Raw genomic sequence first — 11,874 nt, 5'->3', positions numbered from 1 at the left:
GTCGGCAGATCACGCCATGGACTGCCCGTCCGGACAATCCATAGCACTGCCTCCAAAAATAGACGGTTGTTCCTCCCGCTTCGTCCCGGGTCGGTCGGCTTACCCAGACAATGCGGTTCCATCTTTGCCCACTGGGCGTCGGTCAGTACGAAGCGTTCCATCCAAAGTGTGAATCACATCTCCCCAAAAATGTGAATCCTAAATCCCCACAACCCCTAGTGCATCGCCTCGATCGCCTGCTGGAGCTGGCCGAGGCTGCACAGCTTTGAGAGAACGACGCCCTCGACATTGCGCGGCACCACATGGGCGAGACCGCTGAAATAGATCACCGGCAGGCCGGGTTGCTGGCGGCGGGCATATTCGGCGAGTTGCAGGCCGTCTGGGCCACCGGGCATATGGATGTCGGTGACTAGCATGTCGATCGGCGGGCCAGCCGCGGCGATGATCTCGGCAGCGCGGCCCCCGCCGCCGGCCTCCACGACGTCATGGCCCAGTTCGCGCAGCAAGTCGGCGGTCACCGCCAGGACCAACCCGTCATCATCTACGCATAAAATCCGCAACTGGTTCTCCTATATGTACACTAATGCGCACATCCGACAGGGGTTCCATCCAAGCATATTTACCGAGATGCGTGTAAATAGGTTGCAGAGCCGTATCACAAATGTCTTTGTGGGTCCGTAACGACCTAACGCGGCCGGCGTTCCTCGGCGCGGCGCAGAATCTCGAAAGCCGCCTGCACCGCCTGGAAACGCACCGCCGCCGCGGCGTCCTTGGGGTTCACATCGGGGTGATTGGCCTTGGCGAGACGCCGCCACGCCGTCTTCACCGCCTCGAAGTCGGCGTCCACCTCGAGCTCTAGCGCCTCGAAGGCGCGCATCTCGTCGCGCGACCAGCGCCCGTCGCCGGGACCGGCCCAGCCATAATGCGCCTGCTCGGCATAGCCCGATGCCGACTGCTTCTCTTCGGCCTCGCGCGCGGCGGCCTCCTCGGCGGTCAGGCCGGTGAAATAATCCCAGTTGCGATTATATTCCTCGGCATGGCGGGGGCAGAAATACCAGCGCTCGCGGCTGTTCGGCGCTTTCGGGGCGGGGCAATCGCCCGGCTGATCGCAGCCGTGGCGGTCGCACATCCGCACCTGCGTCGCGCCCCGCTCGCTGCCATAGCCGCGCCAGCGGGGAAAACCCCAGTCATTCGAACGAGAAGATGAACGCGCCATAGCCGACCCTTTTAGCGCGGCGAGACTGAACGGGGAATGCGCATTTCGGCTTTTTGTTCTTGGGAAAGACGGGAAGGGGAAAGCGGGCATCCCGACCCCGGATTTATTTCCGAAGCGTAACGCTGCGTTTACCGCACCTGGCCTATAGCGATTCGGGTGAACGGCGGCTTTTTCGCCGATCGCGCTTTGTACCGGTTGTATTCGGGGTGTGTTGCGTATGGCGTATGAACCACAGCAGGCGGCTGCGCGTCCCAGCGCGGCCGAGACGATCGGTGCGCTGATCGGAGAGGATGGCGGCAAGAGCCATCCCTATATCGCCTGTCACATCTTTTCCCGTGGCCGCGAGGCCGGGCGCGACCTGGCCGATGCCGTCCACTTCATCGCGAATCTGCATGGCCGCCAGCCGGGCGTGATCGATCTGGCGCGCGCCAGGCCGTCGGGCGCCGGCATCCGGGCCTGGCTCGACGCCGCATCGGAGGGCTTTGCCGAGGAACGCGCCTATCTGATGCGGATCGTGGTCGCGGCGGGTCCGCTGCCCAGCACGCCGGGCCAGGCGGCATCCGAAGCCGCCGTCGCCGGACAGCGCCACGCGCTCGAAATGCTCGCGGGATCGGACCGCGACGGCTGCGCTCTTGGCGCGGCGATGGCGCTGGTGCTCGACTGGCGCGCGGTCCGCGCGGTGATCGACGCCGCCGCGCAGCGCTTCGGCGTCGCGCTCACCCCGCCCGCCTTGCCCTCCCCGCGCCAGACGATGGCGCTGATCGACGAGGCCGGCTCGCCCGGCGTCGAGCGCGCGATGATGTTCGGCGCGCAGCAGCTCCTCGTCCAGCATCGCGGGCTGTGGGGCCTGCTGGAAGCGCGGGCGGAAGCGCGGGTAGGGACGTGATTTGTATGAGCCCGCGCTTGCGCGGGCGCCCTCAGACGCCGGGCGCCCCCGGCTCGCTTGCGAGCCGATCTCCTGCGGCGGACTGCCCCCGGCAGTCCGCTGATCGCCTACGATCCTCCGCCCGGCTTGGCTTCGCGCCAATAAGGCGCGGCGGCCGTTCGGCCTTGCGGGATGCCGCGCATCCCGTTGCCCGAATCTTCCTGTGCGGAGCATGGGCATCTTTTCTTGCCCCGCGCGCCGCGTCATCCTAACCCGAATCCCGATTTTCAGCGGGAGACAGGCGTTGCGTTTCGACGGGACCAGCAATTACATCGCCACGGCGGACCTCAAGGTAGCGGTCAACGCCGCGGTCACCCTGCGCCGGCCGCTGCTGGTGAAGGGCGAGCCGGGAACCGGCAAGACCGTGCTGGCGCATGAGATCGCCGCCGCCGCCAACGCCCCGCTGATCCAGTGGCACATCAAGTCGACCACCAAGGCGCATCAGGGCCTGTACGAATATGACGCGGTCGCCCGGCTGCGCGACGGCCAGCTCGGCGACGAGCGCGTCCACGACATCAAAAACTACATCAAGCGCGGCAAGCTGTGGGACGCCTTCACCGCGCCCGAGCTGCCGGTGCTGCTGATCGACGAGATCGACAAGGCCGATATCGAATTCCCGAACGATCTCCTCCAGGAGCTCGATCGCATGTCGTTCGACGTCTACGAAACCGGCGAGACGATCGCGGCGAAGGAGCGGCCGATCGTCGTGATCACCAGCAACAACGAAAAGGAGCTGCCCGACGCCTTCCTGCGCCGCTGCTTCTTCCACTATATCAAATTCCCCGACCGCGAGACGATGCAGGCGATCGTCGACGTCCACTTCCCCGGTATCCAGAAGACGCTGGTCGCCCAGGCGATGGACATCTTCTACGAGATCCGCGACGTCCCCGGCCTCAAGAAGAAGCCGTCGACCAGCGAGTTGCTCGACTGGCTCAAGCTGCTGCTCCACGAGGACATGCCGCTCGACGTCCTCCAGTCGCGCGATCCCAAGAAGGCGATCCCACCGCTCCACGGCGCGCTGCTCAAGAACGAGCAGGACATCATGCTGTTCGAGCGGCTGGCGTTTCTGAATCGGCGGGGCAACTGAGGCTTTCCGCCATATCGCTGGTGGATGAGGCGCGCAGGCCGGACGCGCGTAGGTATAAGCCCGGATCGCCTCGCGCAGGCGCGTTTATCTTTTGTCCACTAAAATCAAATAGCTGAGGCGGCATGAAGCAGTCGCTACACCTCGACCATTACGATGTCGCCGATACGCCGGACGGTACGAAGAGCGGGCCGAGCGGCGCGATATCGGTGCTCGATGGACTATGGACGCTCCGCTTCGGGCTGTTTGGCTGCCGCGACGACGAAACCCATGGTGGCGTCCTCCATATCGAGGGCGACCGGATGGCCGGTGGCGACGGACAGCTGATCTTCCACGGCAACTTCACCCTGATCGGCACCACGCTCGCCGCCTCGCTCCAGGCCGTCCGCCATGGCAGCGGCCGCGATTATGCAGGCGTGTTCGGCACCCTCGCACCGCTGTTCCGATTGGACGTGGCGGCCGACGCGATCACCCCCAGACTGTTCGAAGGCCGCATCCTGCGCCGCAACGGCCCCGAAATCCGCGTCGTGATGCGCCGCTTCGAACCGATGAGCGACCGCAGCCTGATGGTGTGACCGGGCGCGCGGATGCGCCCTCCAGATGCGAATGGTTCTTAACTGCGCCGGGTGCAAGGGGTTGTTGTCGCGTTTTGTTGTTTTATTTTTTCTCGCGCCCTGCGCCGGCGAGCGAAGCGCGATGACTGGTTCGGTATTTCGTCATGAGAAAGAGCGTCCGTGGCACGAGGACGCGCACCCCTTCCAGCGGTTGAAATCCTACATGTAAAGCCCAGACCGGCGACCCGCCGCAGGCGCCCCCGACGCTTCGGCCCTTATGGCTAACCCACCAGCTCCACCGTCAGCGTGCCTTCGGGCAACGGAGCGATCAACTCCTGCGCCGGGACCGAGCCGTCGAGCCATGCCGCCCAGCGGGTGCGCGGCATCAGGACGATCTGGCGGCTGTGATAGGGGGCGATGTCGGGGCCGGGTTCGCAGGTCAGCAGGGTGAAGGCCTCGCCGCGGGGGTCGGGGATCGCGGCCTCGTCACGCTTCCACAGGCCGGCGATCATGAAGATGTCCTCGCCCGCCCAGCGGAACAGCCATTTGTCCTTGCGCTTCTTCGCGGGATCGGCGGGCGCGGTGAACTCGTAGAAGCCGTCGACCGGGACCAGGCAGCGGCCCTGCTTCGCCGAATTGCGGAAGTCGCGCCCCTCGCTGCGGTAATTATAGACCGGCTTGCCGGAGGGGCCGGGCCAGCTCCAGCGGCGGGTCACCAGCTCGGCCTCGGAAGGCGCATTCGCGGCGGCGCGGACGATCACCGTCGGATCGGTGATCCGCACGCTTTCGAGCGGCGCCATATTGGGCGCGCCCTCGGGGGTGTTGAGGGTGATGAACTGCTGCTCATAGGCGATGCGGAGCAGGTCGAGATCGACGCGGCGGCGGGATACTTCGTTGCACATGGGTGCGCGGTGGCTTTACCAGCTTCGCCCGGTCGCCTCGATGGCCTTCAGCAACGCGCGCTTGCTCGCCGTGCGGCGGGTTCCGCTGTTACGGGGAATGACGAGATCATCGCCCAGCGCGGCGCGGCGGGCCGTCAGCTTTGCGGCGAAATCGGCGAAGTCGATACGCCAGCCGGTCCATTCGCCGGGCTTGTCATCCTTCGACATCACGCGCTCCGAAATCGCCGGCGGTTTCAAACCGCACACGCCGATCCAGATAGTCGATATCGGCATCGGGGTGAAGCCGCAGCGCTCAGTTGCCGTCCGCATCGACCATGAACCACATCGTCTTGCCGCGCGATTCGGGTTCCCATCCGGCGAGCAGCGCGGCGCGTATGCCGCGCGCGACGATAGCGTCGTTGATCTGGAGCCGGCCGCGCTGCAAGCCTTTCAGCAGGCGCTTGGGCGGGGGAAACTCGATCAGCGCGCCGCGCTGCATGTCCTTCTGCAGCAGGGCGACGGTCATGCCCTGCCAGCCTTCGGACTCGCTCCATGCCGGCTCGCGGCGAAGCTCCCATTCATAGTCGAGGCCATCGACGCTGACGGTGCCGGAGAGTCTGTGGGGATGGAGCATGGCGGAGCGCTTAGCACAGGTGATGTCGCCCGCCCATCTGATCTCATACGGGCTGACCTGCCTTCGCCACGATGCTCTCTGACGAAGGCTCGCGACCGGCGCGATCGACTAGCTAGGTATCGTGTCCCCAAAAACTGTGTCCCGGAAACCCCTGAGGCAGCTGATGCGTGGGAAGGGCGGGCGGGTGCACGTCGCGGTTGTGAGCCCAAGCCTAAGTAATATCTCAGGGCATCACGGCGCGAAAATCGATGGGATAGTAAGACACTATCTCCGGGGGGAGTTGCCATGTCTCTGCGCCTTATCCATCTGCGTAAGTTACTTAAAATACTTTATGCAGAACCGAATAAACGAATATCGTCGATACGTAATGATATTCGAGAAGATATTGCCCGCGAGGATGGCAACGGTGGGGCGGCGGCGATTTCTACGTACCGTTTTGGCGCGACGCGAAAGATCATGTCTTCGGCATCTCTGACCTTCACGAAACCACGCGCCTTCGTATCGAAGCGAACTCAGGTCGCCGGAATCTTTATCCTCAGCTGCGAGATGGTTTTCTGCTTTGGTGGAACGAACGCCGCCGTTGGACCAATGAGCCGTTCAGAAGAGCAGAAGCGCTTAAAGCACGGTTTGCGTTCCCGGGCCTGGACGCGGTCGTCAAAGTAGACAACATCCTAGCCGTTAGAGATGCCCGAGACGAGGACCACTTCGTCTACCCTTACTTTTCACTGGAACCGGTCATTCAAGATGAGGCGGCGAGGATCGGCCTTTGGCTTCTTGGCCGCGCACTCCCGACTATCAGCGCAGAAGAAATTCGAATTTTGGATGTTATTCGTGGCCAAACCTTTGCGATAACTCGCCTTCCCCTTCTAGGAAACGAAGAGGGTTTATTTCGCACACGTTACAGGGCAGCAATTCGCCAGTGGGATGATTTAAGACATGAGTATCAATAATAAAATAAGCAATATCTGGCTTATTATATCGCATTGACGCTAAACTAAGGTTCCCTGACTCCCCGGAGCTTCGCGGTGAGTTGCCCATTTCATATAGAATAAAAGAAATGGGTCGGTAATAACTAGAACATCCTCACTTGAAACCCACTCAAGCGGCGGCTCACCCTCTATTTGTTCTCTAGCTATCTTGCTCATATTAATTAGCGCGGATGTTATCTCGTGCTTTGCTGGCATAGAAGAAGGGATTAGCAGATTTTGCAGCGCCCCGCGGAGGTCATCATATGACGTACGAGATTTGGGTCCGATACTTGAAATTGCAGTCAAAATTGCTGAATATTTATCCTCAGCACCACCATCCTTAAAGGCTCTAGCTTGTCTCTTTTTGCGCGCGTCAGGTCCTGCCTTTAATTTTCTATATTTTGGAAACCCCTTACTTTGCGCGATTTCTTCTAACGCTATTCCAAGCAACTTAGGGTCAATCGGCTGCGAAGCAGCCTCTTTTTCCCGTATTCCATTCTTCAAACATAGCTCACTACAAATTTCTTGAACGAGGAGAGGGTTTCCAAATCCTTCTGCACAAATTGCCTTATTCAAAGCATCTTTGCTTACTATATTTAGAGCCTCAAACCCTCGTTCTGGAATAAGAATAAGATCGTTTATTTCCCAAGGGGGAATTTCTATATGTTTAAACCGCCCCTCAAGCTCTTGCTCAACAGTAACGGGATCAAATGCCCTGTGAGGGACTGCTAACAGGATTACCGGCAACCCTTTAAAAACTGCACCTTTGAGAGATTGTATCACTGCTTTTTGGATATCTGATGGGATGTAATGAAAATCATCAACAAGCAAAGAAATCCCACGATCTAAGAGCGCTGTTAAAGAAGCTTGCTGTGCGCTCGTAGTGTAGTTCAGAGACCGCTCAAAACTTTTAGCGGTCTTACCTTGCGTTCCAGCTGAGACATTTACTACCTGTGGTATGCCCATTGACAAGCCAGCATTAGCGCCTTCTTCGATCATTCCGCTGTCTTTGCGAGTGCGAGAGTACCGCTTTGACTAAGAACGTGATTGCACAACACTGTTTTGCCAGATTTAGTCGGACCAGTGACGACATTAATGGCGTATCCCCGAGCAAGCGCGTCGGAAACGCGCTTTTCTAAACCGAGATGATCGCGACTAACATAGGTGACTGATGGCTGTCCGCCGGGAGTGAACACCTGTCGTAACAGCAGCTTAGCGACCAATGGTTAATTCCTTAATCTCGATCATAAATCAACTTAAGCCAGAAAGGGTCTCTATTGCATTATTATTCTGCAGCCTGCGGACTCTGTGTGGAAATCTGCAGCAACGGCGCTAGATATTGCCCCGTATAAGACCGCGGCTCCTTCACCACCTGCTCCGGCGTCCCTTCAGCCACGATCTCACCCCCGCGCACGCCGCCCTCGGGCCCCAGGTCGATCACCCAATCCGCAGTCTTGATAACCTCAAGGTTATGCTCGATGACCACCACGGTATTCCCCTGCTCGACCAGCGCATGGAGCACTTCGAGCAGTTTGCGGACGTCCTCGAAGTGGAGGCCGGTCGTCGGTTCGTCGAGGATGTAGAGGGTGTTGCCGGTTGCGCGGCGTGACAGTTCCTTGGCGAGTTTGACGCGCTGGGCTTCGCCGCCGCTGAGGGTGGTCGCCTGCTGGCCGACCTTGACGTAGCCGAGACCGACTTCGGCGAGCATCGCCATCTTGTCGCGGATCGGGGGGACCGCCTTGAAGAACTCGACCGCATCCTCGACGGTCATGTCGAGGACGTCGGCGATGCTCTTGTCGCGGAACTTCACTTCGAGGGTTTCGCGGTTGTAGCGCTTGCCGTGGCACACGTCGCAGGTGACGTAGACGTCGGGCAGGAAGTGCATCTCGATCTTGAGCAGGCCGTCGCCGGTGCAGGCTTCGCAGCGGCCGCCCTTGACGTTGAAGCTGAAGCGGCCCGGCTTGTAGCCGCGCGCCTGGCTTTCGGGGAGGTTGGCGAACCAGTCGCGGATGTTGGTGAACGCGCCGGTATAGGTCGCTGGGTTCGAGCGTGGGGTGCGGCCGATCGGCGACTGATCGATGTCGATCACCTTGTCGCAATATTGGAAGCCGGTGACCTTGTCGTGCGCGCCGGCGATCATGCGCGCGCCGTTGAGCGAGCGCGCGGCTGCGGCGTACAGCGTGTCGATCGTGAAGCTCGACTTGCCCGATCCCGACACGCCGGTGATGCAGGTGAAGGTGCCGAGCGGGATCGAGGCGGTGACATTCTTGAGGTTGTTCGCCTTCGCGCCGTGGACGGTGACTTTCTTGCCGTTGCCCTTGCGGCGCTTCTTGGGGACATCAACCATGCGGCGGCCCGAGAGATAGGCTCCGGTCAGGCTCCCCTCATGCGCGAGGATGTCTTCGAGCGTGCCCTGCGCGACCACCTCGCCGCCATGGACGCCCGCGCCGGGGCCCATGTCGAGGATATAGTCGGCGGTGCGGATCGCGTCCTCGTCATGTTCGACGACGATCACGGTGTTGCCGAGATCGCGGAGACGGCGGAGGGTGACGAGCAGCCGGTCGTTATCGCGCTGGTGCAGGCCGATCGAGGGCTCGTCGAGGACGTAGAGGACACCCGACAGGCCCGAGCCGATCTGCGACGCGAGGCGGATGCGCTGGCTCTCGCCGCCCGACAGGGTGCCGCTGGTCCGGTCGAGGTTGAGATAGTCGAGCCCGACATTGTCGAGGAAGCCGAGCCGTTCGACGATCTCCTTGAGGATGCGTTCGGCGATGGCGTTCTGTTGACTGTTGAGATGTTGCGGCATCTCCCGGAAGAATTTCAGCGCGGGGCCGACCGCGCGGCGGGTCGACATGCTGATGTCCTCGCCCGCGATCTTGACCGCGAGCGCCTCGGGCTTGAGGCGCGCGCCGTGGCAGACCTCGCACGGGGCGGCGGACTGATATTTGCTCAGTTCCTCGCGCATCCAGGCGCTCTCGGTCGACAGCATGCGCCGGTCGAGATTGTGGATCACGCCCTCGAACGGCTTCTGCACGTCATAGGACTTGCGGCCGTCGATGAAGGTGAGCGTGATGACGCGGCCCTTCGTCCCGTAGAGGATGACGTTCGCGACTTCGTCCGACAGTTCGTTCCACGGGGTGTCGAGCTTGAAGTCATAGGCGCGCGCGACCGACGACAGCACCTGCATATAATAGGGGCTGGGCGGGTTGGACTTGGCCCAGGGCACGACAGCGCCCTGCTTGATCGACAGCGCCTCGTTCGGCACGACGAGCTGCGGATCGAAATAGAGTTTTTCGCCGAGGCCGTCGCAGGCCGGGCAGGCGCCCTGCGGCGCATTGAACGAGAAGAGCCGCGGCTCGATCTCCGCGATGGTGAAGCCCGAGACCGGGCAGGCGAATTTTTCCGAGAAGGTGATGCGGTTGGCGGGGACGCCGGCGTTTTTCATCTTGCCGCCGGTTTCTTCAGCCTCGGCATATTGGAAACTCGCCGGCATCTCGCGAACCGAACCCCCTCCACCAGCCTGCGGCTGGTCCCCCTCCCCGTTCCGGGGAGGAACTTCGCCGATCGCATCACCCTGTTCCTCCCCGGCACGAGGAGGGGGACCGCCGAAGGCGGTGGAGGGGGATTGCGCCACTGCCTCCGCAACGGTCGTATCGACCAGGTCCGCATAGGCGAGCCCCTCGGCCAGCCGCAGCGCGGTTTCGAGGCTCTGCGCCAGCCGGGTCTCGATGCCTTCGCGGACGACGAGGCGGTCGACCACCACCTCGATGTCATGCTTGTACTTCTTGTCGAGCGTGGGGGCGGCGTCGATTTCGTACATCTCGCCGTCGATACGGACCCGGGTGAAGCCGTTGCGCTGCCACTCGGCGATTTCCTTGCGATACTCGCCCTTGCGGCCGCGCACGACCGGGGCGAGCAGCAGGAAGCGCGTGCCCTCCGGCAGCAGCATCAACCGGTCGACCATCTGGCTGACGGTCTGCGCCGAAATCGGCAGGCCGGTGGCCGGCGAATAAGGCACGCCGACGCGCGCCCAGAGCAGGCGCATATAGTCGTAGATCTCGGTTACGGTCGCGACGGTCGAGCGCGGGTTGCGGCTCGTCGTCTTCTGCTCGATCGAGATGGCGGGGCTGAGCCCCTCGATATGATCGACGTCGGGCTTCTGCATCAGCTCGAGGAACTGGCGCGCATAGGCCGAGAGGCTCTCGACATAGCGGCGTTGCCCCTCGGCATAGATGGTGTCGAACGCCAGGCTCGACTTGCCCGAGCCGGACAGGCCGGTGATGACGATCAGCTTCTCGCGCGGCAGGTCGACATCGACGCCCTTGAGGTTGTGTTCGCGCGCACCGCGCACGCTTATGTGGGTCAGCATGGGATAGATGTTCCAGATTTGTTCACGGTGCGCAAGAGCCGGCGGTGCGCCGGGCGGGACGTGGCGACAATCTGGGGCGTGGGGCGGCGATTCTCAAGCCTGCTGAAAAGATTGAACCATTTCGGGGGCGAAATGGCGATATCGCTATTAACTTTTGTTAATTGGCCTAGGATCGGCGCGGTGCTGCGTGGAGGGCCGCAATGTATACCGATCCCGACGAAGATCTCGCCCGCACCCGGCGCAAGGACATCATCAAGACGGCGCTGATCGTGATGCTGTTCATCGTCGGCGGCATCATTCTGCTGAACATGCTGATCAACGACATGATGCATTAACCCGTCGTCAACCACGTCGCGTCATGCTCGGGGCATCGTCGTCTCGCCAAGGAACGCGCCATGCCCGAGAGCAAGAAGGATCTTCTCAGCACCGTGATGCTGGCGGGCCTGTTCATGATGTTCGGGCTGATGGTGCTGGACCAGTTTATCGGCCAGCCGGGCCGGATCGCCTAATCGGCGCGGGTTGCGCCCGGTTTCCACAGGACGTCGCCCGCACCGCCCAGGTTGAGGAAGCGCGCCAGCACGAACAGATGATCCGACAGCCGGTTGATATAGGCGAGCCCGACCGGGTTGAGGCCAGCGTCCCGGTCGGCGGCGACGGCAGCGCGCTCGGCGCGGCGGCAGATCGCGCGGGCGAGGTGGATCGCAGCCGCTCCCGCGCCGCCGCCGGGCAGGATGAAGCTGCGCAGCGGCTCCAGGCTTTCGTTCATCGCGTCGATCTCGCGCTCGAGCCGCTCGACCTGAGCGGGGACGATGCGCAGGCTCATGTCCGACGGGGCATAATCGGGGCCAGGAGTGGCAAAATCGGCGCCGAGATCGAACAGCTCGTTCTGGATACGGGCGAGCATGGCGCGGGCGTCATCGGGCAGCTCATGGGTCAGCGCGACGCCGATCGCCGAGTTGACCTCGTCGACATCGCCGATCGCGGCCATGCGCGGGGCATATTTGGGCAGGCGCGACCCGTCGACCAGCCCGGTCTCGCCCGCATCGCCGGTGCGCGTGTAGATCTTGTTCAACCGTACCATGTGGGGCTCCTTGAGCGGTTTCAGCGAAGCTGAAACCGCGCAAGGAGCCCCACATGGTACGGACGCACAAGATCTACACGAGCACCGGCGAAGGGGGCGAGGAGGGGCGGGGCGACAGGGCGCGCCTGCAGCGAGGGTGCGCGTGTAGAGGTAGGTGAAGAG

14 protein-coding genes are annotated in these 11,874 nt (G+C 62.1%); 5 read left to right on the top strand and 9 right to left on the bottom strand.

Annotated elements, in window-relative coordinates:
• From WP12_RS24510 to WP12_RS22255, 3 genes are all read right to left on the bottom strand, one after another.
• Nucleotides 1-161, bottom strand: a 161-nt coding sequence (locus WP12_RS24510) for a transposase (RefSeq protein ID WP_152663831.1), incomplete at its 3' end; no start/stop codon positions are given.
• 54 nt (nucleotides 162-215) lie between these two features.
• Nucleotides 216-560 carry a response regulator gene (locus WP12_RS22260; RefSeq protein WP_046195846.1) on the bottom strand — a complete coding sequence of 115 codons (345 nt, stop codon included), beginning with the start codon at nucleotides 558-560 and terminating at the stop codon, nucleotides 216-218.
• Nucleotides 561-685: 125 nt separating this feature from the next.
• The gene (locus tag WP12_RS22255; protein ID WP_046195845.1) at nucleotides 686-1,216 is read right to left on the bottom strand and encodes a J domain-containing protein; all 531 of its coding nucleotides are present in this window, start codon (nucleotides 1,214-1,216) and stop codon (nucleotides 686-688) included.
• 217 nt (nucleotides 1,217-1,433) lie between these two features.
• On the opposite strand from WP12_RS22255, the gene WP12_RS22250 reads away from it, so the two are divergent.
• The 3 genes from WP12_RS22250 to WP12_RS22240 all read left to right on the top strand — a co-directional run bounded on the left by WP12_RS22250 (nucleotide 1,434) and on the right by WP12_RS22240 (nucleotide 3,800).
• Nucleotides 1,434-2,102, top strand: coding sequence for a DUF6975 family protein (locus tag WP12_RS22250; RefSeq protein WP_046195844.1), 669 nt, complete (start codon nucleotides 1,434-1,436; stop codon nucleotides 2,100-2,102).
• A gap of 283 nt (nucleotides 2,103-2,385) precedes the next feature.
• Nucleotides 2,386-3,228, top strand: a complete 843-nt coding sequence (locus tag WP12_RS22245) for an AAA family ATPase (RefSeq protein ID WP_046195843.1) — start codon at nucleotides 2,386-2,388, stop codon at nucleotides 3,226-3,228.
• A 122-nt stretch (nucleotides 3,229-3,350) separates the two neighbouring features.
• The gene (locus tag WP12_RS22240; RefSeq protein ID WP_235399268.1) at nucleotides 3,351-3,800 is read left to right on the top strand and encodes a hypothetical protein; all 450 of its coding nucleotides are present in this window, start codon (nucleotides 3,351-3,353) and stop codon (nucleotides 3,798-3,800) included.
• A 260-nt stretch (nucleotides 3,801-4,060) separates the two neighbouring features.
• On the opposite strand, the gene WP12_RS22235 is transcribed toward WP12_RS22240, so the two are convergent.
• The 3 genes from WP12_RS22235 to WP12_RS22225 form a co-directional block, all read right to left on the bottom strand.
• Complete coding sequence (locus tag WP12_RS22235; protein ID WP_046195842.1) at nucleotides 4,061-4,681, bottom strand: SOS response-associated peptidase family protein; 621 nt, start codon at nucleotides 4,679-4,681, stop codon at nucleotides 4,061-4,063.
• 15 nt (nucleotides 4,682-4,696) lie between these two features.
• Nucleotides 4,697-4,888 (bottom strand): hypothetical protein, encoded by a 192-nt coding sequence (locus WP12_RS22230; protein WP_046195847.1) that lies wholly within the window; start codon nucleotides 4,886-4,888, stop codon nucleotides 4,697-4,699.
• Nucleotides 4,889-4,973: 85 nt separating this feature from the next.
• On the bottom strand, nucleotides 4,974-5,294 hold the full coding sequence (locus WP12_RS22225) for a hypothetical protein (protein ID WP_046195841.1): 321 nt from the start codon (nucleotides 5,292-5,294) through the stop codon (nucleotides 4,974-4,976).
• A 285-nt stretch (nucleotides 5,295-5,579) separates the two neighbouring features.
• On the opposite strand from WP12_RS22225, the gene WP12_RS25610 reads away from it, so the two are divergent.
• Nucleotides 5,580-5,957, top strand: coding sequence for a hypothetical protein (locus tag WP12_RS25610; RefSeq protein WP_200894580.1), 378 nt, complete (start codon nucleotides 5,580-5,582; stop codon nucleotides 5,955-5,957).
• Between the two features lie 326 nt (nucleotides 5,958-6,283).
• Here the strand turns inward: WP12_RS25610 and WP12_RS25115 are convergent, their stop codons facing one another.
• Both WP12_RS25115 and uvrA read right to left on the bottom strand, forming a co-directional pair.
• On the bottom strand, nucleotides 6,284-7,261 hold the full coding sequence (locus tag WP12_RS25115; RefSeq protein ID WP_152664119.1) for a hypothetical protein: 978 nt from the start codon (nucleotides 7,259-7,261) through the stop codon (nucleotides 6,284-6,286).
• A gap of 286 nt (nucleotides 7,262-7,547) precedes the next feature.
• Complete coding sequence (uvrA, locus tag WP12_RS22220; protein WP_046195840.1) at nucleotides 7,548-10,631, bottom strand: excinuclease ABC subunit UvrA; 3,084 nt, start codon at nucleotides 10,629-10,631, stop codon at nucleotides 7,548-7,550.
• A 200-nt stretch (nucleotides 10,632-10,831) separates the two neighbouring features.
• On the opposite strand from uvrA, the gene WP12_RS26275 reads away from it, so the two are divergent.
• On the top strand, nucleotides 10,832-10,966 hold the full coding sequence (locus WP12_RS26275) for a hypothetical protein (protein WP_268794748.1): 135 nt from the start codon (nucleotides 10,832-10,834) through the stop codon (nucleotides 10,964-10,966).
• A gap of 170 nt (nucleotides 10,967-11,136) precedes the next feature.
• Here WP12_RS26275 and WP12_RS22215 read toward each other — a convergent pair whose 3' ends face one another.
• Nucleotides 11,137-11,712 carry a cob(I)yrinic acid a,c-diamide adenosyltransferase gene (locus WP12_RS22215; protein WP_046195839.1) on the bottom strand — a complete coding sequence of 192 codons (576 nt, stop codon included), beginning with the start codon at nucleotides 11,710-11,712 and terminating at the stop codon, nucleotides 11,137-11,139.
• Nucleotides 11,713-11,874: the final 162 nt, after the last annotated feature.

This window comes from Sphingomonas sp. SRS2 (genome assembly GCF_000971055.1).
GTDB lineage: Bacteria > Pseudomonadota > Alphaproteobacteria > Sphingomonadales > Sphingomonadaceae > Rhizorhabdus.
This window is presented reverse-complemented; position numbering and strand designations above follow the sequence as displayed.

Excerpts from the sequence above, each read along its gene's own strand:
- WP12_RS22255 (WP_046195845.1), bottom strand. The coding sequence starts at position 1,216 with ATGGCGCGTTCATCTTCTCGTTCGAATGACTGGGGTTTTCCCCGCTGG.
- WP12_RS22250 (WP_046195844.1), top strand. The coding sequence starts at position 1,434 with ATGGCGTATGAACCACAGCAGGCGGCTGCGCGTCCCAGCGCGGCCGAG.
- WP12_RS22240 (WP_235399268.1), top strand. The coding sequence starts at position 3,351 with ATGAAGCAGTCGCTACACCTCGACCATTACGATGTCGCCGATACGCCG.
- WP12_RS22235 (WP_046195842.1), bottom strand. The coding sequence starts at position 4,681 with ATGTGCAACGAAGTATCCCGCCGCCGCGTCGATCTCGACCTGCTCCGC.
- WP12_RS22230 (WP_046195847.1), bottom strand. The coding sequence starts at position 4,888 with ATGTCGAAGGATGACAAGCCCGGCGAATGGACCGGCTGGCGTATCGAC.
- WP12_RS22225 (WP_046195841.1), bottom strand. The coding sequence starts at position 5,294 with ATGCTCCATCCCCACAGACTCTCCGGCACCGTCAGCGTCGATGGCCTC.
- WP12_RS25610 (WP_200894580.1), top strand. The coding sequence starts at position 5,580 with ATGTCTCTGCGCCTTATCCATCTGCGTAAGTTACTTAAAATACTTTAT.
- WP12_RS25115 (WP_152664119.1), bottom strand. The coding sequence starts at position 7,261 with ATGATCGAAGAAGGCGCTAATGCTGGCTTGTCAATGGGCATACCACAG.
- uvrA (WP_046195840.1), bottom strand. The coding sequence starts at position 10,631 with ATGCTGACCCACATAAGCGTGCGCGGTGCGCGCGAACACAACCTCAAG.
- WP12_RS26275 (WP_268794748.1), top strand. The coding sequence starts at position 10,832 with ATGTATACCGATCCCGACGAAGATCTCGCCCGCACCCGGCGCAAGGAC.
- WP12_RS22215 (WP_046195839.1), bottom strand. The coding sequence starts at position 11,712 with ATGGTACGGTTGAACAAGATCTACACGCGCACCGGCGATGCGGGCGAG.